The 23,952-nt window shown below is 69.4% G+C and carries 17 protein-coding genes and 3 pseudogenes; 8 read left to right on the top strand and 12 right to left on the bottom strand.

Going from position 1 to position 23,952, the window contains the following annotated elements; all coding sequences use genetic code 11:
• Window positions 1-135: 135 nt before the first annotated feature.
• Together K9S39_RS12320 and K9S39_RS12315 are read left to right on the top strand one after the other, a co-directional pair.
• The gene (locus K9S39_RS12320) at window positions 136-525 is read left to right on the top strand and encodes an ArsR/SmtB family transcription factor (protein WP_248863387.1); all 390 of its coding nucleotides are present in this window, start codon (window positions 136-138) and stop codon (window positions 523-525) included.
• Complete coding sequence (locus K9S39_RS12315; protein WP_248863386.1) at window positions 494-991, top strand: SRPBCC family protein; 498 nt, start codon at window positions 494-496, stop codon at window positions 989-991. The genes K9S39_RS12320 and K9S39_RS12315 overlap by 32 nt, the downstream gene beginning before the upstream one ends.
• A gap of 481 nt (window positions 992-1,472) precedes the next feature.
• Here K9S39_RS12315 and K9S39_RS12310 read toward each other — a convergent pair whose 3' ends face one another.
• From K9S39_RS12310 to K9S39_RS12300, 3 genes are all read right to left on the bottom strand, one after another.
• Window positions 1,473-3,725 (bottom strand): MMPL family transporter, encoded by a 2,253-nt coding sequence (locus K9S39_RS12310; RefSeq protein WP_248863385.1) that lies wholly within the window; start codon window positions 3,723-3,725, stop codon window positions 1,473-1,475.
• A gap of 931 nt (window positions 3,726-4,656) precedes the next feature.
• Window positions 4,657-5,406 (bottom strand): ABC transporter ATP-binding protein, encoded by a 750-nt coding sequence (locus tag K9S39_RS12305; RefSeq protein ID WP_248863384.1) that lies wholly within the window; start codon window positions 5,404-5,406, stop codon window positions 4,657-4,659.
• Complete coding sequence (locus K9S39_RS12300) at window positions 5,403-6,500, bottom strand: ABC transporter permease (RefSeq protein ID WP_248868708.1); 1,098 nt, start codon at window positions 6,498-6,500, stop codon at window positions 5,403-5,405. The genes K9S39_RS12305 and K9S39_RS12300 overlap by 4 nt, the downstream gene beginning before the upstream one ends.
• 313 nt (window positions 6,501-6,813) lie before the next feature.
• Between K9S39_RS12300 and K9S39_RS12295 the strand changes: the two genes are divergently transcribed.
• The 4 genes from K9S39_RS12295 to msrB all read left to right on the top strand — a co-directional run bounded on the left by K9S39_RS12295 (window position 6,814) and on the right by msrB (window position 10,666).
• Window positions 6,814-8,052: a sensor histidine kinase gene (locus K9S39_RS12295; RefSeq protein ID WP_248868707.1), complete on the top strand. Its 1,239-nt coding sequence runs from the start codon at window positions 6,814-6,816 to the stop codon at window positions 8,050-8,052.
• Window positions 8,049-8,690 carry a response regulator gene (locus K9S39_RS12290; protein WP_248863383.1) on the top strand — a complete coding sequence of 214 codons (642 nt, stop codon included), beginning with the start codon at window positions 8,049-8,051 and terminating at the stop codon, window positions 8,688-8,690. Before K9S39_RS12295 ends, K9S39_RS12290 begins: the two co-directional genes overlap by 4 nt.
• A 149-nt stretch (window positions 8,691-8,839) precedes the next feature.
• The gene (murC, locus tag K9S39_RS12285; RefSeq protein WP_248863382.1) at window positions 8,840-10,240 is read left to right on the top strand and encodes a UDP-N-acetylmuramate--L-alanine ligase; all 1,401 of its coding nucleotides are present in this window, start codon (window positions 8,840-8,842) and stop codon (window positions 10,238-10,240) included.
• Between the two features lie 18 nt (window positions 10,241-10,258).
• Window positions 10,259-10,666, top strand: coding sequence for a peptide-methionine (R)-S-oxide reductase MsrB (gene msrB, locus K9S39_RS12280; RefSeq protein WP_248863381.1), 408 nt, complete (start codon window positions 10,259-10,261; stop codon window positions 10,664-10,666).
• 569 nt (window positions 10,667-11,235) lie between these two features.
• Here msrB and K9S39_RS12275 read toward each other — a convergent pair.
• Both K9S39_RS12275 and K9S39_RS42390 read right to left on the bottom strand, forming a co-directional pair.
• Entirely contained in the window at window positions 11,236-11,661 is a 426-nt protein-coding gene (locus K9S39_RS12275; RefSeq protein WP_248863380.1) for a hypothetical protein, read from the bottom strand.
• Between the two features lie 434 nt (window positions 11,662-12,095).
• On the bottom strand, window positions 12,096-12,383 hold the full coding sequence (locus K9S39_RS42390; RefSeq protein ID WP_319949553.1) for a hypothetical protein: 288 nt from the start codon (window positions 12,381-12,383) through the stop codon (window positions 12,096-12,098).
• Window positions 12,384-12,856: 473 nt separating this feature from the next.
• Between K9S39_RS42390 and K9S39_RS12265 the strand changes: the two genes are divergently transcribed.
• Window positions 12,857-13,939 (top strand): LAETG motif-containing sortase-dependent surface protein, encoded by a 1,083-nt coding sequence (locus K9S39_RS12265; protein WP_248863379.1) that lies wholly within the window; start codon window positions 12,857-12,859, stop codon window positions 13,937-13,939.
• A gap of 586 nt (window positions 13,940-14,525) precedes the next feature.
• Here K9S39_RS12265 and K9S39_RS12260 read toward each other — a convergent pair.
• The 4 genes and pseudogenes from K9S39_RS12260 to K9S39_RS12245 all read right to left on the bottom strand — a co-directional run.
• Window positions 14,526-14,894 (bottom strand): annotated as a pseudogene (locus K9S39_RS12260) (toll/interleukin-1 receptor domain-containing protein); the annotation flags it as partial.
• A gap of 655 nt (window positions 14,895-15,549) precedes the next feature.
• Complete coding sequence (locus tag K9S39_RS12255) at window positions 15,550-16,245, bottom strand: 4'-phosphopantetheinyl transferase family protein (RefSeq protein ID WP_248863378.1); 696 nt, start codon at window positions 16,243-16,245, stop codon at window positions 15,550-15,552.
• Entirely contained in the window at window positions 16,242-17,237 is a 996-nt protein-coding gene (locus tag K9S39_RS12250; protein WP_406707913.1) for a metallophosphoesterase family protein, read from the bottom strand. The genes K9S39_RS12255 and K9S39_RS12250 overlap by 4 nt, the downstream gene beginning before the upstream one ends.
• A gap of 227 nt (window positions 17,238-17,464) precedes the next feature.
• Entirely contained in the window at window positions 17,465-19,315 is a 1,851-nt protein-coding gene (locus tag K9S39_RS12245) for a PucR family transcriptional regulator (RefSeq protein ID WP_248863377.1), read from the bottom strand.
• A 196-nt stretch (window positions 19,316-19,511) separates the two neighbouring features.
• Here K9S39_RS12245 and K9S39_RS12240 point away from each other — a divergent pair, with 196 nt between their 5' ends.
• Complete coding sequence (locus tag K9S39_RS12240) at window positions 19,512-20,045, top strand: type 1 glutamine amidotransferase domain-containing protein (protein ID WP_248863376.1); 534 nt, start codon at window positions 19,512-19,514, stop codon at window positions 20,043-20,045.
• A 184-nt stretch (window positions 20,046-20,229) separates the two neighbouring features.
• On the opposite strand, the pseudogene K9S39_RS12235 reads toward K9S39_RS12240, so the two are convergent.
• The 3 genes and pseudogenes from K9S39_RS12235 to K9S39_RS12225 form a co-directional block, all read right to left on the bottom strand.
• Window positions 20,230-20,724, bottom strand: a pseudogene (locus K9S39_RS12235) (hypothetical protein); the annotation flags it as partial.
• Window positions 20,725-21,054: 330 nt separating this feature from the next.
• Window positions 21,055-21,429: a hypothetical protein gene (locus tag K9S39_RS12230; RefSeq protein WP_248863374.1), complete on the bottom strand. Its 375-nt coding sequence runs from the start codon at window positions 21,427-21,429 to the stop codon at window positions 21,055-21,057.
• 330 nt (window positions 21,430-21,759) lie between these two features.
• A pseudogene (locus K9S39_RS12225) lies at window positions 21,760-23,697 on the bottom strand (malto-oligosyltrehalose trehalohydrolase); the annotation flags it as partial.
• Window positions 23,698-23,952 lie beyond the last annotated feature (255 nt).

Here is a 23,952-nt window from a genome sequence, read left to right as displayed (position 1 = left end):
GCATCGGGAATAGGGGGCCACCTTGCCTGACCGGGTGACTCATACCGCTGTTGGCGGTAGTTGCCGGGTTGGGTGGCTGGAGACAGCTGCGGCGGTGCTTGCTCAGTCCGACGTCACCCGCTAACGTACAACCTGATGGTTGTAAATCAAGGGTCCGCCGACCAGGCCGATCGCCTCTTCCATGCTCTGGCTGATGCGACGCGGCGAGAGATCGTGACCCTCACCCTGGCCGGTGAGCACTCAGTCTCGGACCTTGCCAGCCGGTTCCCGATGAGTTTCGCCGCCGTCCAGAAGCACGTAGCGGTGCTGGAACGCGCCGGGTTGATCACCAAGCAACGGCAAGGCAGGGAGCAGCGGGTGCGGGGTAACGCGGACGCCCTGCGCGAGGTCCATCGGCTGCTGGACCAGCTGGAGGCCGTGTGGCGCGGGCGCATCGACCGGATCGGCGCGATCCTCGCCGATCGCAACTCAGGAGACAGCAAGGAGCAAGCGCATGACCGTGATCGACGTCCAGAAGAACCCTGAAACCCTTACGCTGACGATTACCGCGCGGTTCGACGCGCCGCCGGCGCGGGTGTGGCAGATCTGGCAGGACCCCCGCCAGCTTGAGCGGTGGTGGGGCCCGCCGACCTACCCCGCGACCGTAGTCGACCATGACCTGACCCCCGGCGGTGCGGTCACGTACTTCATGACCGGGCCGGAAGGCGACAAGCACAACGGCTGGTGGCGCATCGTGTCCGTCGATGCCCCGTACCGGCTGGAGTTCGAAGACGGCTTTGCCGACGACTCCGGCCATCCCAACCCCGACATGCCCACTATGACCGTCCGCGTGCAGCTCACCGCAGAAGGCGAGACGGCCACCACGATGACGATCGAGAGCACCTTCCCCACGCCCGAGGCGATGGAGCAACTGGTGTCCATGGGCATGGTCGAGGGCATGTCCGCAGCCCTGAACCAGGTCGACGCACTGCTGGCCGGCCCCGCAGCTTGACGGGGACCGCGACGGCCTCGTGCCCCTTGGTTCTCTGGTCGGGTGGACGAGTGATCAGAGGCGGGCTGCGAGCTCAAGACTGTCCGGAACTACGTTCGCCGCCGATGAGCGGAGATCGAGCAGGGAGCGAGCGGTCGGCTGACGACGCGGGAGTCATTCGAAAGGGGTGGCTCCCAGGTCGTTGCCAATCATGGACCTCTGTAGGTGTCCATCGCCGCCACGGACGGAGCAACGTGGCTCCCATTCACCCCTTCCGAAACCAGGGCCTGGCTGTATGCCCCGGGATACGTACGGCGGGGGACAGAAGGCCGAAGACGACCAAGGAAAAACGAGGGAAGACGAGGCCGCATAAGGAGCACCTTGAACGGCCCCCGCGAGCCCCGCTACCCATTCTGACCTGCTAAAACTCGGCCCAGCGTCAGCAGAACCCAGTCCCCGAAGATGTCGGCGGTTCAAATCCGTCCGTGCCCACCGCCTCTAGTTAGGCCGTGTCCGACGAGTCGAGTGACTGGCCGGTACCCACGCCGTTCCGCCCCTGGCCTTCGACGTCGAGGCGGGGCAGGATCCGGTCGAGCCAGCGAGGCGCCCACCAATTGCTCTTGCCGAGCAGCGTCATGCTCGCCGGGACGAGGACGAGCCGGATGACGGTCGCGTCGATGAGGACGCTGACGGCCAGGCCGAGGCCGAGCATTTTGACGACGATGGTCTGGCTGATGATGAACGCGGCGAAGACGCTGGCCATGATGAGCGCAGCGCAGGTGATCACGCGTGCGGTGATCTCCAAGGCGTGGGCGACGCTGCCATGGGGGTCGCCTGTGCGCAGCCAGGCTTCGTGGGCGCGGGAGAGCAGGAAAATCTCGTAGTCCATGCTCAGGCCGAAGACGATGGCGAACATCATCATCGGTACGTAGCTCTCGATCGGCACCGTCCCGTTGACGCCGAGAGCGGGTCCGCCCCAGCCCCATTGGAAGACGGCGACGACGACGCCGTAGGAGGCGGCGATGGAGGCGAGGTTGAGCAGGGCCGCCTTGAGGGCCACGGCCAGTCCGTGGAAGACGGTGAGGATGATGAGGAAGGCCAGGCCGACGACGATGGCGATGATGAGGGGCAGGCGGCTGGAGAGGAGGTTGGTGAAGTCGACCTGGACGGCGGTGGTGCCGGTGACGTAGCCGTCGGCGGGGGTACCGGCGACAGCCTTGGGGAGAACAGTGTCCTTGAGGTGGTTGACCAGGGCAGTGGTGCTCCCGGCCTGGGGCGAAGCTGAGGGGATGACGGTGGCGCTCAGGACGTTGCCGTCGGGGGTGGTCCGCACGGGGCTGACGGAGGCGGTTCCGGGCAGGCCGGTGAGGGCCCCGGTGACCTGCTGGACGAGGGTGTTCCGGTCGGTGGGCGGTACGGAGGTTCCGTCGATGACGACGGTGAGCGGTCCGTTGGAGCCGGGGCCGAAAGCGGAGGACATCAGGTCGTGGGCGCGGCGGTCGGTGAAGCTCGTGGGGTCGGCGTTGTCGCCGATGTGTCCGATCCGGATGAAGAACAGCGGGATGGCGAGGATGCCGACGACGACGAGGCCGGCGGCCAGGAACCACCACGGACGGCGTTCGATGCGCTGGGAGTACCGGTGCCAGCCCCCTTTGCTCTCGCTGGCGGTGCCGGGGGCTTTCTCGGCGACCGGGGTGCGGACGCGGTAGCGGTCGATGCGCCGTCCGATCAGGCCGAGCAGGGCCGGGGTCAGGGTGAGCGCGCTCAGTACGGCGGTGACGACGGTGAGCGCGGCGGCGGCGCCGAGTTTGCCGACGAAGGAGATGCCGGAGGCCCACAGCCCGGCCAGGGCGACGATGACGGTGCAGCCCGAGACGAGGACAGCCCGGCCACTCGTGGCCACTGTCCGTCCCGCGCTGACGGCCACGTCCACGCCGTCGATCACGTTCTGCCGGTGGCGGGTGAGAAGGAAGAGGGAGTAGTCGATGCCCACGCCCAGGCCGATCATGGTGGCCAGGGTGGGGGAGATAGTGGAGAAGGTGAACGCGGTCGCCAGCAGGCCGAGGCAGGCCAGGCCCGTGACGACGCCGATGAGTGCGGCAAGCAAGGGCAGCGCAGCGGCCAGGATGCTGCCGAACCCGGCCAACAGGACCACCACCGCCGCGGCGAACCCGACGAGTTCGCTGAGCGTGTCGCTCGGCCGCGGCCGGGAGAGTTCGCCCAGCGGTCCGCCGTACTCCACCTCGACACCGGCCGCGCGCAGCGGCGCCATCGCCTGGTCCACACCGTGCAGATAGCCCTTGCCCAGGGTGGCCGGCGGGACGTCGAACCGCACCATGATGTAGGCGGTCCGCCGGTCGGACGACAGTGGACCGGCCGTCTGCCCAACCGTGGGCGGCGTCACCAGCGGGTTCACCGCGGCCAGTACGTGCGGCAGCTTCCGGAGAGCCGTGACTGCGTCGCCGACCTGAGGTGAGAGGTTGGTCAGGGGCTGCGCGGCGTTGTGCAGGACGACGGGGGTGCCGTATCCGCCGGCCGCCGGATCGTGCGCCTTGAGCACGTCCAACCCCTTCAGCGACTGCGTACCGGGAAGCGTGAAGTCGTCGGAGAACGATCCGCCGACCGCTCTGTTCAGCCCCTGAAGCCCGCCCAACGCGGCCACCCACACCACAAAGACGACCAGGAAGTGCCGGGCGCACCACTCCCCCAGCCGCGGCAACACCCCGCGCCCCCGCGGCTTGTCCGGTACCGACACTCGCCCTCCGGTGATCGGTCGTCGCCCCCCGGGAACAGTGAAAACCCGGTGCGTCCGAAGCGCATACCGGCACCGGTGAACGAGTGACGCAAGCCGCCGCGAGGGCCGGGACGGGAAGGACGTGAGGTGCGGCACGGACCTGCGGCGCGTGACCCCGGGAGTGAGACACCTCGGGGAACCAATCGTTCCGGGAACCATTCGTTCGGACCGCTGCGACCTGTGCGATGCCGGCCCGAATGCAACTCTGAGAGGGCCACCCACGAGCCGTCGGTCAACGCGGAGCGAACCGACGGCTGATGCCACAGTGCTCCGAGAGGGCGTCTTTGCGTCGCGGGGACAGGCGGAGACAAGACGCTGGGCGGTTGTCCCGGAGTCGCAGGTCAGACGTCCAACTCACCGCACCTAGGCGCCGACAGACCGGTACGGTCGGCGCCGGGGTCGCGGGAACGTTCGCCGTCGGCTGCCCGCGCAACCTGCGCACGGCCCATGCGACACCTGCACCCACCAGGGCCGTGCAAGCCGAGCCGAGGACGGCGTAGGGGAGCGTGAGGAGAGTGACCGCGGTCGATGTCCAGCCCCTTCCTGGGGCGCCATTGGCAGACATCGAAGACAGTGTTCATCGGCCCTAGGCAGCCGTCGGCGGAGAAGTGTTGGAACACTGCGCCGTACGGATTGGGCACCGCACCGGGCCACCACGGTGAATCGGTGCCGGGCAGGGCGAGGAAGCAGATCCGGCCGACGTCGGCGAATTCCGGCAGCAGCGCGAGCAGGACGAAGACCCCCGGCTATGGCTGTTGGCGCGATGATCGTTCCGATCTCGATGGCTGGAGCGGCTTCTGCTGACACCGCTGCGGGACTCAGGCCCGACGATTCCTGCGGTCATCCGTTCCGCGTGCTGCACCGCCGCCTGCGCGGCCGGGCGGGTGCCGCGCTATGTGACGAGCGGCTGGCCCGTTTGCCCGTTCCCTTCTCTGCCTGTTACACGGCATCCATACGGCCGCGCCGCCCCCGTTCGTGGCCGCAGCCGTCCGTCCCGCATCTCGGCGACCTCGTCCACCGCGTCCAGATGCGTCGGGTCGTGCGTCACCAGCACGGTCGCGGTGCCGCGCTGGTGGGTGAGCGTGGTGAGCAGCTCCAGCACCGCCGCGCCCCGCTCGTGGTCCAGCGCACTGGTCGGCTCGTCCACCAGCAGCACGGCCGGGTCGTTCATCAGCGCCCGTGCGATATTGACCCGCTGCCGCTGACCGCCCGACAGCTGGTGCGGCCGTCGGTCGGCGAGATCGGCCAGGCCGACCGCGGCCAGCAGGTCCAGCGCCCGCGACCGGGCCTTACGGGGCGAACGGCCGTCCAGGTGTGCCATGACCCGGAGCTGTTCGGCGGCCGTCAGGGACGGCAGCAGATGGGGCTGCTGGAAGACCGTCCCGATCGCCGTGCGGCGCAGCGTCGTCAGCTCGGCGCGGTTCATCCCGGCGGTGTCCGTGCCGTCGAGCACCACCCGCCCGCCGTCCGGGGCGATCAGCGTGGCGGCCACCGCCAGCAGGCTGGACTTGCCCGAGCCGGACGGGCCGATCACCGCGGTCAGACAGCCCGCGGGCACGGTCAGCGAGACCTGGTCCAGCGCGGTCAGCCGGGTGCCGCCGTCGGGATAGGTGAGGGTGACATCGGTCAGTTCGAGGCTCATCGGGCACTTCCCAACGCGGTCAGCGGGTCCACGGACGTGATACGGCGGATGGACAGCGCGGCGCCGGCGGCACCGAGCGCGATCATGATCAGGGCCGGAACCAGCACCGTCGACGGGTCCAGGACGAACGGCACCGTGCCGCGCACCCCGGCGCCGACCCCGGCCGCGACGGCGGTGCCCAGGCCGGTACCGATCACCAGCAGGACGACGGCCTGGCCGAGCGCGTCCCGCAGCAGCGAGCCCGTAGACGCGCCCAGCGCCTTCAGCACCGCCACATCGCCGCTGCGCTGGATCGTCCACACGGTGAAGAACGCGCCGATGACCAGCGCGGAGATGGCGAACAGAAAGCCGCGCATCAGCTGGAGCGAACCGTTCTCGGCGGAGTAGGAGCCGATGGCCTGGAGGGCGTCGTCGAGGGGGACCGTCCGGGTGCCGAGCTGTTGGTCGACGGCGGCCAGACCGTCCGTCCCGGTGGTGGACAGGGCGAGCACGGTCGCGCCTCCGGAGCCGTCTGATCCGCCCGGTCCGCCCGGTCCGCCCGTCAGCGCGCGCCAGTCACCGAGCGACGTCCAGATCACCGGCGTATGGCTGAACATCGCCGCGCCCGAGACCGCCGTGACCCGTACCGCCCGGCCGCCCAGCGTGATCCGGCCGCCGGCCCGTACGCCGAGGGACGCGGCGGCCTTCTCGGACAGCACCGCCGCACCGTCCCCGACCCGCCCGGCAGGCGGCGCCAGCGGCGACCCGGGGCGCACACCGAACGCCGACAGCGCGGCGGTCCGGCCGCCCGCCTCCGCCTTGGCCGTGGCGATCCCCAGCGGCTCCGCCCGCCGTACGCCCGGTACCCGTGCCCAGTCCCGTACGGTCCGCTCCGTCAGCCGCGATTCGGTGAAGGTGACGGCGCCACCCTCGGGGGGCGCCGAGAACACTAGGTGGTCGGCGGGGAGCGAGGTGATCGCGGAGGTGTTCTCCCGGCCCAGGCCCGCCGTCAGGCCCGACAGCAGCCCCACCAGCACCGTGATCAGCACGATGACGGTGCCCATCAGGGCGAACCGGCCCTTGGCGAATCTCAGGTCTCTCCAGGCGACGAACACAGGCGCTGCCATCCTCGGGTCCGGGCGCCGGACCCACTGTCCGGCGGCTGGCCCCCACCGTCGCCCGCCACCGGGGTCCGGGGCATCGCGCCCCGGAGTGGTTCACCGGGATCGAAGGGTTCGGTCCGGTTTCCACCTTTTGATTGATGCCGCAGGGGGAACCGGGCGCTTAGCCTGAGGGGTCCGTGCCCGAACACGCCGTGCCGATCACGCCGTGCCGAACAAGCGGTGCCGGCAATCAGTGGCCGACGACGCCGTGACCGAAGAAGCCGTGACCGATCACTCCCTGACCCCCGTCCTGCGGGTGCTGCGCATGTGCCTCCACCTGATGGTGGCCGCGCTGCTCGCGCTCGCCGCCGTACGGGCGGCCGCCGGCCACGCCCCGTACGCACCGGCCGTCCTCATCACCGCCGTCGTGCTCTTCGCCCTCTACGTCGCGGGCCCGTCCATCCCCCGCCTGCGCACCTCCACCTCCGCCGCCGCGCTCTGGCTCGCGGCCGTGGGCCTGGTCTGGATGGTGCTGCTCGCCCTCACCCCGGACGGCATCTGGCTGGCCTTCCCGCTCTTCTTCGTCCAGCTGCATCTGCTGCCGCGGCGTTCAGCGCTGCCCGCCGTCGCGGCCACCACGGTCATCGCCATCGCCGGATTCGGCTGGCACACCCACACCCTCACGGTCGGTACGGTGATCGGCCCCGTTCTGGGCGCGGCCGTCGCGGTCGCCGTCGTCCTCGGCTACCAGGCCCTCTACCGGGAGAGCGAACAGCGCCGCCGCCTCATCGAGGAGCTGACCGCCGCCCGCAGCGACCTGGCCGCCGCGGAACACGCCGCCGGTGTCCTCGCCGAGCGCGAGCGGCTGGCACGCGAGATCCACGACACCCTCGCCCAGGGCCTTTCCAGCATCCAGCTCCTCCTACGGGCCGCCGAACGCGCCCTCCCCCAGGGGCGCGACACCGCCACGGCCCTGGGCCACGTCCAGCAGGCCCGCACCGCCGCCGTCGACAATCTCGCCGAGGCCCGCCGGTTCGTCCGCGCCCTGAGCCCGCCCGACCTGGAGGCCGGTTCGCTGCCCGCGGCCCTGGAGCGGCTCTGCGCCACCACCGCCCGTTCGTCGGGCCTCGTCGTGCACTGCCAGGTCTCGGGCGCCCCCACCGAACTGCCCACCCCGCACGAGGTCGCCCTGCTGCGCATCGCCCAGTCCGCGCTCGCCAACACCGTCCAGCACGCCGCCGCCGGTCGCGTCGAGCTGACCCTCAGCTACATGGACACCGAGGTCGCCCTGGACGTCGTCGACGATGGTGTCGGCTTCACCCCCTCCGAGGTCCCCGCACCCGGCTCCGCCGGTCTCAGCGGCGGCCTCGGCACCACCGACACCACTGGCGCCACCGACATCACCAGCACCACCGGCACCGGTTTCGGCCTGGCCGCGATGCGGGCGCGGGCCCGCGCCCTCCACGGCACCCTCGCCGTCGAGTCCGCCCCCGGAGAGGGCACCGCCGTCGCCGTCACCCTGCCCTGCCCCGCAGCACCCGCCACCCCGGAGGCCGCCTCGTGACCACCCCGGAAGCCCCCATCCGGCTGCTGCTCGCCGACGATCACCCCGTCGTACGCGCCGGACTGCGCGCCGTCCTGGAGACCGAACCGGACTTCGACGTCGTCGCCGACGTCGCCACCGCCGAACAGGCCGTCGACCTCGCCGCACGGCTCGAAGTCGACGTGGTCCTGATGGACCTCCAGTTCGGCGGCCGGATGCTCGGCTCCCAGGCCACTGCCGCCCTCACCGCCCGCGACGAGGCCCCGCGGGTCCTGGTCCTGACCACGTACGACACCGACGCCGACATCCTCGCCGCCATCGAGGCCGGCGCCACCGGCTACCTCCTCAAGGACGCCCCGCCCGAGGAACTGGCCGCAGCCGTCCGGACCGCCGCCGCCGGAAAGTCCGCGCTCGCGCCCACCGTCGCGCTGCGCCTGATGGACCGGATGCGGGCCCCCGCGACCAGTCTCTCCCGCCGCGAGACCGAGGTCCTCCAGCTGGTCGCCGACGGCCTGTCCAACGCCCGGATCAGCAAACGGCTCTTCCTCAGCCAGGCGACCGTAAAGTCCCATCTTGTCCACATCTATTCGAAGCTGGGCGTGGACTCCCGTACCTCCGCGGTCGCCGCCGCCACGGCCCAGGGCCTGATCCGCCGCTGAGCGACCCAGCGCGAGGCAGGTTGTCAGTGCCAGGTGCGAGAATCATGACCGCGCTCAAGTTGAGCGCACTCAAGCTTGAGCGCATTCAAGGTTGAGCGCGCTCAAGGCTTGACCGGCACCACGCTCGCGACGATCAGGGAGACCCGCCCATGGCACCCGCCATCCCAGCCTCGATGGAACGGCCGCACTTCATCGGCATCGGCGGAGCCGGTATGTCGGGCATCGCGAAGATCCTCGCCCAGCGCGGCGCCCGGGTGGCGGGCAGCGACGCCAAGGACTCCGCGACCGCCCAGGCCCTGCGCGCCCTCGGCGTCACCGTCCGCATCGGCCACGCCGCCGCCCATCTGGCCGCGGACGCCACCAGCGTCGTCGTCTCCTCCGCCATCCGCTCCGACAACCCCGAGCTCGCCGCCGCCCATGAGCGCGGCATCCCGGTCGTGCACCGCTCCGACGCCCTCGCCTCCCTGATGGACGGCCTGCGCCCCATCGCCGTCGCCGGCACCCACGGCAAGACGACGACGACCTCCATGCTCGCCGTCTCCCTCGGCGCGCTCGGCCTCAAGCCGTCCTACGCCATCGGCGGCGATCTGGACGCCCCGGGCTCCAACGCCGAGCACGGCGCCGGCGAGATCTTCGTCGCCGAGGCGGACGAGAGCGACCGCAGCTTCCACAAGTACACCCCCGAGGTCGCCATCGTCCTCAACGTCGAGCTGGACCACCACGCCAACTACGCCTCGATGGACGAGATCTACGAGTCCTTCGAGACCTTCGTCGGCCGCATCCGCCCCGGCGGCACCCTCGTCATCGCCGCCGACCACCCCGGGGCCCGCGAGCTGGCCACCCGGATCTCCGGCCGCTACGACATCGAGATCGTCACCTACGGCGAGTCCACGGACGCCGACGTCCGCGTCCTCAAGGTCAACCCGCGCGGCCTGACCAGCGATGTCACCGTCATGCTCACCAGCGGCAAGATCCTCACCTTCACCGTCTCCGTCCCCGGCCGGCACTACGCCCACAACGCCGTCGCCGCCCTCGCCGCGGGCGTCGCCCTGGGCCTGCCGCCGCACAACCTCGCCTCCGCGCTCGGCAAGTACACCGGCGTCAAGCGCCGCCTCCAGCTCATGGGCGAGGCGGGCGGAGTGCAGGTCATCGACTCCTACGCCCACCACCCCACCGAGATGACCGCCGACCTGGAAGCCATCCGCGGCGCCGTGGACGGCACCTCCCGAGTGCTGGTCGTCTTCCAGCCGCACCTCTTCTCCCGCACCCAGGAACTCGGCGCGGAAATGGGTCAGGCGCTCGCCCTCGCCGACGCCTCCGTCGTCCTGGACATCTACCCGGCCCGCGAGGACCCGATCCCGGGCGTCACCAGCGCCCTGATCATCGACGCCGCGCGCACCGCCGGCGCCGAGGTCACCGCCGAGAGCGACCAGAGCGCCATCCCGGAGGTCATCGCCGGAATGGCCAAGCCCGGTGACCTTGTTCTCACCATGGGCGCCGGCGATGTCACCGACCTCGGCCCGGCGATCCTGTCCCGCCTCGACAGCTGAGCTGAGGAGCCACCCCGGATGCCATACGAGATCGACAAGCCCGACGAGCAGTGGCGCGCCGAGCTGACCCCCGCGGAATACCAGGTCCTGCGCCAGGCCGGCACCGAGCCCGCCTTCATCGGCGAATACACGGACACCAAGACCGCGGGCGTCTACTCCTGCCGCGCCTGCGGCGCCGAACTCTTCCGCTCCGACACCAAATTCGAGAGCCACTGCGGCTGGCCGAGCTTCTGGGACGCACGCAACTCGGAAGCGGTGGAACTGGTGGCAGATCATTCACACGGGATGGTGCGCACGGAGGTCCGCTGCGCCAAGTGCGGCTCGCATCTCGGCCATGTATTCGAGGGCGAGGGGTACCCGACGCCGACGGACCAGCGGTACTGCATCAACTCCATCTCGCTGCGGCTGATCCCGGAGGAGGACTGATCCCCGCACCTCGTGTCACTGCTCCCGCAGAACGCGGCGTCTTGGCATGGGGCGCACGTGGCGTGGAGGGGGAGCCGGTCGCGGGGCGGATGCGTTCATGTGCTGGTTCTTCGGGTGACAGGCAGTGGAAGTGTCGCTCGTGAAGAAGCGGACGACTCCGTCCAATCGTGTGCTCGCGCGCGGTGCTGCAAGAACGGCGGCGAGCATGGCGGTCGCAGTCGCGTCCGGCGCTGCGATCGCGGTATGAGTGCTGGGACGCGGACGGGTCTCCCGGATCGAACGGCGCGAGATCCATAACCTGCAGACGAGGCGCACACTCGCTGCGGCGCTCGGCTCGTGGTGTCGATCGAGTACGGTGACCGAACTGTTGGCGCCGCCTAACGGGGCGTCCACCGCTGCGGCTGCCCACCGTAGTGGTGTAGCAGCCGCTGTGCAGGATCACTGACATAGGCCCTGATCAGCGCCTTCCCTGCTTGCACAGCGGAAAGCCCCTGGGCCAGAAGTGAAAGACTCTGTCAATATGGGCCCCTTCCCCCATCAAAGGGGCCTATATCCGGATACAGGCTATCTCACCGGAGCAGTTCTTCAGGTACCGGGTTTCCGTACCCGATCAGCATCTGCGCCGTTTCCTTCCGGGTCCTCTCCTGCATGAAGGGGATGGTTCTCTCAAGGAACATTTCCTCTTCCAGGAGTGCTTCCAGGACCTGGAAGTGCACGGGTCCAGTAAGGGCGCGGGTCGAGCTGCGCACCATAAGGTCCACGAACTCGAAGCATCTGCTCATGAGTTCAAAGTCCGGCGACGCTCTTCTGAGTTCTGGTTGGACGACCGGTCTCGTGAACGCTTCGTCCAGGAGCGCGAAGGTGTCGTACTCGGCAGCCTCGCTTCTGACGGCCTCGGCCGCGGGCATCTCGTACATCTCGGCGATGTGCTCAGCCGTTTCCGGCACCATGCGCAGCAACAGCGCGGGAGCCTCTAGTGGGTCAATCTCACTCATCATGTGTCCCTTCAAGCGCAATTGCCGGATGAAGGATCGCAAATGGATCTGCCGCCGTCGTTCTCAGGGCAGTAGGAGTCTTGTCCCTTGGAGATACCGAAGGGGTCGATGATGTCCTTGAACATCTCCCACGCACCTCGCTTCATACCGTACTCCCTCGCATAACTGGGGGCCTGGGCGGCAGTGGTCACACCGCCCGCGATGCCGAACGACTTGGCGAAACCGCGCAGTCGCGTCGGTTCACCGACCGGCTGCGGACCCTTGTGCTTGGTCGGCTCGAACTTCTGCCCGTGAGCTTCTTGACGGCCGCCGTCTTCATGACGTCATCGAAGTTCTTCTTAATCTGGGCTTTCATGCCTGCGTCCGCGCTCACCGTTTTTGCGACCTTTCCGATGACATCACGGGAGTTGAGCGCGCCCCAGAGTTCTTTCGCCTCAGCCTTGGCGACGGCCAGATTGGTCGTTCAGCAAGTCGTCCATACCCTTGCCCGTTTCCCTGGCCTTTCGATCCTTCTCCAGGATCGACGACATGTTCTTCAGCGCGCCCCATCCCTTCTGGATGTGCCACTGCTCCTTGTTGTCCAGCCGCTCCATTGTTGAACTCGTGAGGTTGCCCTCCGCGTCCCAGGTCAGCTTCTGGTCGCCGCGCCCGGTGGTGTTGCCGGTCTTGTCGTAGGTGTACGAGTCCCCGTCCGCCGAGGGCCTCGGCGGACGGGGACTCACCGCACGCCTTGTCGCCCTGCGTCCACGCCTCGGTCAGGCGCCGCAGGTAGTCGTAGCGGAAGCACCGGTTGTCCGCGCCGGTGCGCGAGACGTCCTTGATCGACAGGACGTTGCCCGTCTCGTCGTAGGCGTAGCCGGCCTGCTGGTCAACGCCTTCTGGCCCTCGCGGTCCACGCGGGTGGTGGCCAGGCGCTGGGTGCCCCACTCATAGGTGTTGGTGACCCAGGTCTTCTTGCCGTCCGCCAGGCCCAGTTCGTGCTGCAGCGGCTTGCCGCGACAACCGCATGGGGCTCCGGAACGCCCCGGGAATGCCCGTTGATCATGCGAGTTCCCAGTGAGGACGATCACACGGGGCGCGTCCGCCTGGTGCACAACCTTCCGATGAACTACCAGGTCACGTACGTGTTCGTGTACGGCCACACCAGGGCTGCCCCATCGGGGCCGTCCGGGCCGACTTCAAAGAAAGGTTTCAGTTGAAGCTTCACCGTGCTCTGGCGACCGCAGTCGTGACGACGGTCATCGGCCCCGTGGCACTGCTCGCGACCCCTGCCGCATACGCGACGGGAAAGGCGCCTGCGTCCGGTGCCACGCCTTCGGCGTCGGCCCCGGCCACCGCCGCGCCAACGCCTGCGCCGACCGCCGCCGGTGGCACCGATGCCGGCGGTAGCACCGCTGGTGGTGCGAGCGGCGAGCCTGCCACCGGGCGGCCGACTGCGGTGTCGACCCCCGCCGCCTCGGCCAAGCCCACCCCCGCCACCTCGGGCTCGGCGAAGCCGAGCGCCACGCCGTCCCCCACCTACACCCGCCCGACGTTCTGCTCCCCGATCTTCGACGAAGAGCGCGGGAAGACGGGGCTGGTTGGTCTTCCGGGCAAGGTCGTAGCCGGTTCTGGCTGGCATGAGTTCACATACCGCGTGACCAACGTCTCCAAGATCACGGTGATGGAGACCGATATCTCTCTCTCCCTCGGCACCGCCGACCCGAGACTAAGCGACGTCGCCGAACTGGACGTCACGGTCGAGTGGTTCAGCCCGAAGACACGCGAGTGGAAGCCCGTCGAGGGTGAGGGTGCCAAGTTCCAGGACAACGAGGACTTCGCCACCATCAAGCGGCTGGAGCCGGGCGAATACGCGGACGCCAAGATGCGTATCAAGATCGGCGAGAAGGCCAAGGCCGGCTCGGGCTACTTCTTCACGACCGGGTACTCATACGGCGCGGACGACAAGTGCGGCTTTGACGACATCAGCCAGTTCGACTTCAGCGTCCTCTCCCCCGGCAGCAAGCCCGGCAAGGTGGACGACGCCAAGGGCAAGCCCGGGAAGCCCGAGGACGGTAAGGGCAGGCCGGGAAAGCCTGGCCAGCTGGGCACCGCCGGGAACAAGTCAGCGCCGCACGGCGGCAGCGGCCTCGACGAGCTCCCGGTCAGCGGCAAGCTCGCTGAAACCGGCTCCTCGGACACACTGCCGACCCTCGCCGCCATCGGTGGTGCCGCCGCCCTAGCGGGTGCCGGGGCCGTTTTCCTCGTGCGTCGTCGCAAGACCGGATCCGAGGCGTAAGTAAGGAGACAAACGCCATAACAGGCAAGGTACGGGGCCACGCCCGCCCAGGCCGCCGTTGACGTACGACCCTTGGCACTCCGCCGCGCCGGTGTCTTCCGGAACCGCTGACCCGCAGCAGTCCCGGAAGGCACGGTGGCGACCTGCTCAGCATAGGCATGCACGGCCTGCTCGGCCTGAGCGTGCATGGCGTGTGACGTATCGCCGTCCGGAGACGGGGCACCGCCCTTGGGAAGTGCAGGTCGAACCAGAAGATGCCGTTCGGGAAGGCGGAACTGAAGCGCACCGCGTACTCCTGGGCGAGCAGCGACTTGTCGATACCGGGCATGCCCCACAGCTGCGCGGTGCGACCCGTACCGGACTGGGAGACCAGCGGAACACGGTGCCGGTGGAGAGCGGAGTGGATGCGCCACTGCTCCGCGAGGCGGCCGACGAAGCGGGACGAGCCGGTATGAGCGGGTGCGGGCAGCCACGGGACGAATGGCGTGCGAGCGAAGCCTCCCATGGCAGCGGTCAGCGACTTTGTGTGCGCCGCCACCTGGCCGGCCAGTCGGTCGACGTCTTCGGGAGCGGAGGACCAGGACAAGGGCCGGGCATCCCGCAGTTCCAGCGGATGAATGTGATCGGTGCCCGGCTCGGTGTTGACCACCAGGATCCGCTGCCGCGGATCCCCCTCGCGCCGACCGGCCACATATGCGTACGTCAGCTCCCACTGGCAGGCGCGGCGCCCTGGATAGGCGGCCGAATACAGAGCCAGGAGAGCCTTGGACTGGGCGAGAGCCCGGGTGATCGTATCCGTGATGGAGGCGAAGTCGTCCACCGCGCTGTCGTCGACGAACACCCGCAGTCCGCGGTCCCGCAGGGCTCGGACGAGGAGTGCGGCCCGTTGCGCGTCGGTACGGCTGTAGCTGAGGAAGACATCCCACTCACACAACCATGATGCGTCACCGCGCATCCTTCCGCCCGCGTGCACGATCAGCTGGGTCAACTCACCCAGGAGTTCGCGGAAATGGAGCTCGGAGAAGCCGCGACAGCCGAGATCGGCGCCCCGCGCCACAGAGATCGCCACACTCGTCCCCGCCAGAGAGCCGGAGGAGAGCAGTTCGCTGTCCATCACATCGGTACCTTCCTCCGCAGGCCCGTGCAGGCAAAGGGCCGTGAACTCCTGTGCCGTCACCGGGTGTACACCTACCCCGAGTGCGGCCTCCACCGTCTTCAGCTTCTCCTCCGGACGACGCAGCGCCCTCCCCGGTGGAGAACGATGTGACGGCCCTTGGCGCCGGGCCCGCCGTTGTCGCGCAGGTTTGTCAGGTGGGCCAGCAGCTCATCCACGGCCGGTGTGCGGAACGACGCGGTCACGGTTTCCGGGGCCGCATGTCTCTGGAGGAGAGCAGCACTTCGGCGCTGCCACAACGCGTGTGCGAGGAGTTCCTCCATCAGTGCCCGCAACGCCCGCAAGATGTCTTCCTGCCGCCAGTCGTCCCCATCCCTGTGCAGGGGGAGACGATGGGAGCTGACGTGGCGCGGGGCTTGTGCAACGGCGGCCTCGTCAGCCCTCGCACGACGGGGGCCTTCCGTCATGCCATCTCCGTCATGTCATCTCGGTCATGTCATCTCGGTTGTGCCGTCGTGTCTTGCGCCATCACCGAGATGGCTGTCACCACCAGTCCGGACGCGATGAGCCATCGGCCGCCGAATTCTGTGATCCGGGTGCCGTTGACGACGGGTCCCGGTACGAGGAGACGGGCGGTGAAGGTGGCGTTCGTCGGGTCGAGGGTGAGGTGGGCCTCTTCGAAGTCCAGCCAGCGGCCGGTGAGCGGATACCACGCCTTGTAGACGCTCTCTTTGGCGCTGAACAGCAGGCGGTCCCAGCACACGTCGGGCTGTAGGGCTGTCAGCCGGGGGAATTGGGCGCGCTCTTCGGGGAGCGATATGGCGTCGACGACTGCGGGGTCGGCGATCGGCTCGTTGGGTTCCGCGTCCAGGCCGATGGTCATCACGTCCGTCGCGCGGGCGACGGCTGCGGCGCGGAAGCCGGTGCAGTGTGTCATCGAGCCGATGATGCCGTCCGGCCAGCGTGGTGCACGGCCGGGGCCGGGCAGGATGGGGGCGGGGGCGATGCCGAGTTCGGACAGGGCGCGGCGTGCGCAGCGGCGTACGGTGTGGAACTCCTTCTGCCGTTTCGGGACCGCGCGGGCCACCAGCTCCAGCTCCTCGGGGAACATGGTGGACGCCGGGTCGTCGTCGTGGTCGTCGTGGAAGGCTGCGGCGGTCGCGATCGGGGGCGGCAGCAGTTTGTCGATCATGCGGTGGTTCCTGCGGTTCCTGTGGTTCCTGTGGTGGTGGGGAGGATCTGGACGGGGCGGCCCGGCGGGGTGGAACGGCGTCGCCATTCACGTGGGTAGCCGAGCGACACCTCCTGGTGGGGGATGCCGTCGCAGATCAGCAGGCGCGGTATGTGGAGATGGCCGTAGACCACGGCGGCCGCGCGGAAGCGGCGCGGCCAGTCCGCGGTGGCCTCCGTCCCGCACCAGAGCGCGAACTCGGGATACCACAGCGGGCGGGTGGGTTCGCGTACCAGCGGGAAGTGGTTGACGAGGATGGTGGGCAGCTCCGCCGGCACGGCGGCGAGTTTGGTCTCGGTGGCCGTCAGCCGGTCCCGGCACCATGCGTCCCGCGTCGGATACGGATCCGGGTGCAGCAGGAACTCGTCGTTGCACACCACTCCGGCCTCTTCGGCGATGTCGAGCGCGGTTTCCTTGGAGTGCGCCCCCGGCGGCCGGAACGTGTAGTCGTAGAGGAGGAACAGGGGCGCGATGACGACCGGGCCGCCCTCGCCCTCCCAGACCGGATACGGGTCCTCAGGGGTGAGGACGCCCAGCTCCCGGCAGATTGTGACCAGATGCTGGTATCGGGCGACGCCGCGCAGCTGGACGGGATCGTTGGCGGGGGTCCACAGTTCGTGATTGCCGGGAACCCATACGACGGTGGCGAACCGGCTCTTGAGCAGGGCCAGGGCCCATCGGATATCGGCGACGCACTCGGCGACGTCCCCGGCGATCAGCAGCCAGTCGTCGTCGGACTCCGGTCTGAGCCGCTCGACGATCTCGCGGTTTTCCGGGTACCGGACGTGCAGATCGCTGACGGCCACCAGCGTGCCGCGCCCGCGCCCGCGCCCGCGCCCGTGCCTGCGGTCGCGTCCGAGGGGCGAGCCGGTGGCGGGTGCGGGGGTGGTGGTGCGGTCGGGAGTGCGTGTGCTGGGGGTTTCTGGAGGGAGGGTGCGGATCTCGTAGGTCACGTTCGAAAGTAAATACGGTGGTGGGGGGAGAGGGAAAGGGCGGAATGGGGGAGGGGATGGAGCCGCCCTTGGGAGACCGGCCTGGCACGCTGCTGATTATGGAAATGCGGAATGCGGGGGAGAGAAAGAATGCGGATGCCGATCGTGGTCTGAGGGAGGCGAGGGCGTGTGGTATACGCTCGCCGGCTCATGGACTTGCCGGCTCATGTGATTTCCGGCTCATGCGCTCACGCGCTCGTGTGCGTGCCGCTCCCTGAATTCCGGATTCTGGATGGTGCGTCAACGGGGGTGCCGGGGGCGGGGGCGCCGCCGCGGCGGATGCGGGTGGCGAGCCAGAGGTCGAAGCGGTCGTCGGGGTCGTCGAGGCGGCGGCCGGTGAGGTCCATGGCCTTGTCGAGACGATTGCGTACGGTGTGGCGGTGGACGCCGAGCCGGCGGCTGGTGGCGTCCCAGGCGCCGCCGGTCTCCAGCCAGGCTGCCAGGGTGGCCAGCAACTCCTCGCCGTTGTCCGCGACATCGAGCGGGCCGAGCACGGCATCGGCGTAGCCGTGCAGCGTACGGGGGTCGCCCAGGTCCAGCAGCAACCGGCTGGCCTGGCTCTGCCGTGCCTCGGCGGGCGCGCCGCTCGACCGGCTGACGGCGAGCAGTCCGGCCGCCTGGCGCAGGGACACCCGTACCGCTTCGGGGGCGGTGGCCGGCCCGATGCCCGCCGGACGGCCCGGCGCGAACCGGCCGAGCACATCGCGGATGTCGAGATCCTCGCCGACGACCGCCTCGATGATCCCCCCGGTGTCCGTCGCGGTATCCGTCGCAGCGCCCTTCGCCCTGTCCGTCCCCGTCCCTGTGCTGGTGGCTGTTCTCGTGCGCATGTCCGTCCCCGTGCCCGTGGCTGTCCTCGTGCCCGTGCCCGTCTTCGACTTCCCGCCCGAGGCCCCGCTCACCGGCCCGCTGGCTGCTGCGTCCCGCACCCGGACCAGGCCGCCGGGGATGGCCAGGGCCAGGTCGGCGGCCATTTCCTGCGCGGCGCTTTCCGCGCTCCCGGAAGCGGTGCCGGAACCAACCCCGGATGCTCTACGTGACGCCGCCCCGGCCGCCGCCCTGGATCCGGTTCCGGGAGGCCCCCCGACCGACTCCGCCCCAACCGGCTCCACCACAACCCCGCGTACCCGCTCGGCGGTCAGACCGGCGGCTACCAGCATGTCCCGGGCCCGCTCGGCGGACGGCTCCTCGTCGGCCAGCAGCTCCGACAACAGCGCCGACCTGCGGCGACGCTCCGGCTCATCGCTCAGATGGCGTCGCTCCAGCTCCAGCGAGAGCAGCGACACCAGGCCCGGTACGACGGACCGGGCCGCGTCATCGGGCCGGCCGGTGAGCAGCAGCAGTCCGCGCAGCCGCCGCGCGCCCAGTGGCTGGACCTCCAACTGCCGCCCCGCGGCCGTGCTGGACGCGCTGCCGCGCAGCCCGCGCGCCGCGACCCGTTCGATCAGGTCGCGTGCCTCGGCCAGCGGCGACCGCGCATCCGGCTCACCCGCCGCGAGCAGCCGGCCCAGCGGGTCGAGCACCGCCGCGCCGACGCCCGTGGCGGCGGTCCACTCCTCCAGCATCGCCCGCAGCTCGCCACCCGTGGCCGCGGCCGTGAGTCGCCGCTGGGTCGCGAACGCCCGGTGCAGCATTTCGCGCTGCTCGTTGGCCCGCGCGTCGAAGACGGCCTTGGTGACGGCGATGAACGGCACCTCGTCCGGCACCGTCAGCAGGGGCAGCCCCGACTCCCTGGCGGCAGTCACCAGCGGCTCGGGCGCTTCCTGGTAGGGCAGCCCCTGCCCGAGCCCGAGCGCCAGACAGGCCGCGCCGCCCTCGGCGACGTCCCGTACGTACGTCTGGCAGTCGGCCGGCTCCATCGGCAGCAACAGGCCGATGGTCATGAGGAGTTCACCGCCCTGCAGCCATTTCCCGGGTGCCGGCAGATCCGAGACGGTCGCCGCCTCGACGGCGCGGGCCAGCAGCTCCGGCGGCATGTCGTAGGCGACCGACAACGCGAGATCGGGCCGGGCCAGCAGGTCGGAGATATGCAGCGGCATGGACACAGTGTCCAGCACGTGGGTGTGGAATGGACGGCAGGGCGATCGCGGCAGTGGTCGATTTTCCCTCATTGGGGTAAATGGGAGAGTGGGCAAGGTGCCAAGGCGTCCAGGAAGAAGCAAGGCGCCTCAAGATCCTCAAGCCTTCCAAGGCTCGAGAGCATCGATACCTGTGTACGGAGGGACGTGACGCCGTATGCGAGTGGCATTTCTCATGGCCCCCAAGGGGGTCGAGCAGATTGAGCTGACCGAGCCGTGGCAGGCGGTGATCGCCGCCGGTGGCACGCCGAAGCTGATCTCCACCGCGGCGGGAAAGGTGCAGGCGTTCCACCACCTCGACAAGGCCGACAGGTTCCCCGTCGACCTGACCGTGGCCGAGGCGTCCGTGGCGGACTTCGACGGTCTGGTGCTGCCCGGCGGGCTGGCCAATCCGGACGCGCTGCGCCAGGACCGGAAGGCCGTGGCGTTCACCAAGGCGTTCTTCGACGCGGGCAAGCCGGTGGCCGCCATCTGCCATGCGCCCTGGACCCTGGTCGAGGCCGATGTGGTGCGCGGCCGGACGCTGACGTCCTATCCGAGTCTGCGGACCGACATCCGCAACGCGGGCGGCACCTGGGTCGACGAACAGGTCAGCGTCTGCACCGCCGGACCGAACACACTGATCACCAGCCGGAGGCCCGCTGACCTGCATGCTTTCTGCAAGGCGTGCGTGGCGGAATTCTCCGCGTAGGGGGTGCGGCTGGTCTCGGCCTGGCTTGTGTGCGCTCCGCCCCTGGTCAACCTGCTTCGCAGCAGCGCCCCGTTTCGCGATGGACGCACCGGAACCCTCGGCGGGCTTCGCACCTTCGACGGTCAGCAACGTGTGGGCTCCGGGGCGGCCGACGACGAGGGCAGTCGCCCCGGACATCCTGTTCTCAGTGCTCGACGGAGGCGCGGCGGCGGCCCGCGATGACCAAACCAGCACCCGCCCTGAGGGCGATGGCGGTACCACCGACCGCCCACGAGGTCACCGACCCGGCTCCCGTGCCGGCCAGTTCACCGTTGTCACCAGGTGCCGTGACGGTGCTCTCGGACGATGCGACGGCGGGCTTGGTGCCCTCACTGCTGATCTGCTTCGGCCGGTCGCCGGTAGCTGCCCCGGCGTGCTTGGCGTCCTTGCCGCCGTTGGCCGCTTCGGCCTTGTCCTTGCCCTCGACCTCGTCCTTGTCCCTGTCCTCGTCCTCGGTCTTGGCGCTGTCGCCTGTCCCGGGAGAGGGCTTGTTCTTGGCCGCGTCCTCGGCCGCCTTGTCCTTGGCGCGGGCCTCGTACTGGCCGACTTCCAGGAAGTGCCGGACGTCTTCCGCCGTACCGACCAGGGCCTTGCCGCCGGCTGCCTGCACCGCAGGACCACCGGAGAACATGATCTGGGCGACACGAACCCGGTCGTCCTCCTCCTGGGCGCGGCGTCAGCCCGATTCCAGGAAGCGCACGCGGTCCTCAGGCGTGCCGTTCAGTGCCCTCTCCCCTCACGGACTCCGCGGCCCGTGTCCCTGTTCGCGAGGATCCTCAAGCTCGCAAAACGGTTGTCCTCATCACGGGTCGCGCTGCCGCCGGCCGTTTCTGCACGGGAGTGACGGCTGTTGGCGCCGAGTGGCTCCATGGCTGGCGGGGCGGCCATTGCCAGACCCGGGAGACAGCGTCAGCACGTCGGTCTTCTTCGCCACGGAGGAGCTATGAGGGGTGGCGTAGCGATATCCGCCTCAGGCGTAGTTGATCCGCTGGGCGCAGTACTTCTTCTTTCCGCCGCCCTTGACGAGGCACACTTTCACAATCACCTTCCTGCCTTCCTTCCGGTTCAGCCTTTTCGACGCGAGCTTGCCTTTACCACTGGCCTTGACCGAGCCGACGAACTTGCCGTGACTCGTGTAGAGGCCCGCCCAGGCGGAGTAGCCATCACGCCTCTGGTCCAACACCCGCAGCCTGTCGCCCGGGGACTCCCAGTACGCCCTGCCGCCCATATGCTTGTCCGTGGTCGTGAAACTCACGCTGGCGAACGCCGGAGCAGTACCGAACAGGCTGATCGCCACGGCGGCGGTGACTGTCCCGGCAGCCGTACCCAGTTTATTCCACTTCAACTCTCTAGACTCCTCAGCTGTTGGGGAACGCCCTATGGGATCGCCCTAACGGAATGGCAGATTTCTTTTACTGGTGTGGGCGGAACCTCGGAGTCACGACTTTGGCATAGGTCGTCATGAGGGCGGATGAGTTCCCGTAACTTGGCCCAATGCGCATGGCTTAACGGTCGGCGAAAGTCGACGACCTGCGATGATGCTGTGGCCCGCACTTCTGGACAGTCGCAAAATCAGTGGTGTGGAGCCTGAGATTGACGCCGAAGGTCGGTCGTCAGGCGGCGATCGGTGAACGCGGCACGGTGGGGCTCGATGCCGCAGACTGTCGTCTGGGCTTCAAGGGACTTCCTCCAGCACAACCGCCGACTCCGGTGGCAGGCGTACTGCGTCATTGTCACCGGGGTTGCCGGGCACGCAGCCCTCCGGCCAGGCGGCCAGCGGGCGCAGTTCCGGGGCAGGGGTGTTCGGCGTGCGGACTGGGATGGTGGCTGCCGTGTGTCGCGCGAGGTTGACCGCTACCCGTACCGGGCCCCGTCGCATCAGTAGCCAGCGGGCCCGTTCGTCGTATGTGACATCGGTGTTGGCCGGATCGAGGTCGGTGAGCGCGGGGAGTGTGTGGCGCAGGGTGAGCAGAGTGCGGTGCCAGGTCAGGAGGGAGGCGTGTGGCTCGGCGGCGGGTTCGGCCCAGTTCAGGACGGAGCGGTTGCGGGTGGCCCGGGCCTGTGGATCGGGCCAGTCGGCGGAGGTGCCGTCCCAGTCGTGTGAGGCGAACTCGCGGCGCCGCCCCTCCCGTACGGCCTCCGCAAGCTCCGGATCCGTGTGGTCGGTGAAGTACTGCCAGGGCGTGCGCGCTCCCCACTCCTCACCCATGAACAGCATGGGTGTGAAGGGGGAGCAGAGGATCAGTGCGGCGGCGCAGGCCAGCAGGCCGGGGGAGAGAGTGGCGGTGAGGCGGTCGCCGAGTGCGCGGTTGCCGATCTGGTCGTGGGTCTGGGCGTACGCCAGCAGCCGGTACGGGGGTGTGACGCGCAAATCGAGCGGCGCGCCGTGCGCCCGGCCGCGGAAGCTGGAATGTGTGCCGTCGTGGAAGAAGCCGCCGGTCAGGGTCTTGGCGAGGGCGGCCAGTGGGGCGCGCGCGAAGTCGGCGTAATAGCCCTGGGATTCGCCGGTGAGGACGGTGTGCAGGGCGTGGTGCAGATCGTCGTTCCACTGGGCGTGCAGGCCGTGGCCGCCGGTCGCGCGCGGAGCGGTGGTACGCGGGTCGTTGAGGTCGGATTCGGCGATGAGGAAGAGGGGGCGCTGGAGGTGGCTGGAAAGGGTGTCTACGGCGGCGGAGAGTTCGGCGAGGAAGTGCAGGGGTTGGGGGGCGTCCGGTGTGTGGGTGTGGGGGTGGGTTTGGTGTGACGGGTGGGTTTCGTGCGGTGGTTGGGGGGTGGGTTGCGCGTGGGTGTCGTGCAGTGCTCGGGTGTCGTGCAGTGCTCGGGCGTCGTGCCGTGCTCGGGTGTCGTGCAGTGCGTGGATGGCGTCCAGGCGTAGGCCGTCCAGACGGTAGTGGCGTAGCCAGCTCAGCGCGCTGCCGATGAGATAGGCGCGTACCTCGTCCGAACCGGGTGCGTCGAGATTGACGGCCGCGCCCCATGGTGTGTGGTGGGTGTCGGTGAAGTACGGGCCGAAGGCGGGCAGATGGTTGCCGGAGGGGCCCAGGTGGTTGTGTACGACGTCGAGGATGACCCCGAGGCCGTGGCCGTGCGCGGAGTCGACAAAACGCTTGAGGCCGGTGGGGCCGCCGTATGGCTCGTGTACGGCCCATGGGGCGATGCCGTCGTAGCCCCAGCCGTGGCGGCCGGGGAATGGGCAGACCGGCATCAGGGAGATGTGGGTGATGCCCAGAGTGGAGAGGTGGTGAAGGTGCGTGGCGGCGGCATGGAAGGTGCCTTCGGGGGTGAAGGTGCCGATGTGCAGCTCGTAGAGGACCGCGCCGGGCAGGGGGCGGCCAGGCCAAGGGTGCCGCCAGGCGAACCGGGCGTGGTCGACGACCGCGGCGGGGCCGCCGGGGCCGTCCGGCAGGCGGCAGGCGCGGGGGTCGGGGAGCGGGGGGCCGTCGTCGAGGCGGAAGCCGTAGCGGTCGCCGTCGTGGGCCGGTGTGTCGGTACGCCACCAACCGTCGCGGTCGGGATCGGGCTCCATGGGCACCGGTGGGTCGTCGGCCCGGTCGCCCGCCCACTGGAGCGTCACCTGGGCGGCGTTCGGTGCCCATACCTCGAACAGCACGCCGTCCTCCTTTCTGCGCCATCCGTCATACGTCATACGTCAGGGGTAGGGACGCCCTGTCGCCAGGTCCCTGGTAACCGTCCTGGTCACCGGGTCCCTGTCACCAGGTCCCGACGTCACCGGTGTCCCGGCCCCGTTTCCAGATGAAGAAAGCACGTCGGTGTGCCGCCCGACACCCCGACGTGGCGCTACGGCCGACATCGGGCCATACCGCCGGGCGACTCCGCTGCGCCGTTCCGGCGAGTGCGGGCCGGTGCG

The organism is Streptomyces halobius, assembly GCF_023277745.1.
Classification (GTDB): domain Bacteria; phylum Actinomycetota; class Actinomycetes; order Streptomycetales; family Streptomycetaceae; genus Streptomyces; species Streptomyces halobius.
Note: the sequence above shows the minus strand (reverse complement) of the source record. Positions and strands in the feature narration are given on the sequence as shown.

Excerpts from the sequence above, each read along its gene's own strand:
- K9S39_RS12320 (WP_248863387.1), top strand. The coding sequence starts at position 136 with ATGGTTGTAAATCAAGGGTCCGCCGACCAGGCCGATCGCCTCTTCCAT.
- K9S39_RS12315 (WP_248863386.1), top strand. The coding sequence starts at position 494 with ATGACCGTGATCGACGTCCAGAAGAACCCTGAAACCCTTACGCTGACG.
- K9S39_RS12305 (WP_248863384.1), bottom strand. The coding sequence starts at position 5,406 with ATGAGCCTCGAACTGACCGATGTCACCCTCACCTATCCCGACGGCGGC.
- K9S39_RS12295 (WP_248868707.1), top strand. The coding sequence starts at position 6,814 with ATGTGCCTCCACCTGATGGTGGCCGCGCTGCTCGCGCTCGCCGCCGTA.
- murC (WP_248863382.1), top strand. The coding sequence starts at position 8,840 with ATGGCACCCGCCATCCCAGCCTCGATGGAACGGCCGCACTTCATCGGC.
- msrB (WP_248863381.1), top strand. The coding sequence starts at position 10,259 with ATGCCATACGAGATCGACAAGCCCGACGAGCAGTGGCGCGCCGAGCTG.
- K9S39_RS12275 (WP_248863380.1), bottom strand. The coding sequence starts at position 11,661 with ATGAGTGAGATTGACCCACTAGAGGCTCCCGCGCTGTTGCTGCGCATG.
- K9S39_RS12255 (WP_248863378.1), bottom strand. The coding sequence starts at position 16,245 with ATGATCGACAAACTGCTGCCGCCCCCGATCGCGACCGCCGCAGCCTTC.
- K9S39_RS12245 (WP_248863377.1), bottom strand. The coding sequence starts at position 19,315 with ATGCCGCTGCATATCTCCGACCTGCTGGCCCGGCCCGATCTCGCGTTG.
- K9S39_RS12240 (WP_248863376.1), top strand. The coding sequence starts at position 19,512 with ATGCGAGTGGCATTTCTCATGGCCCCCAAGGGGGTCGAGCAGATTGAG.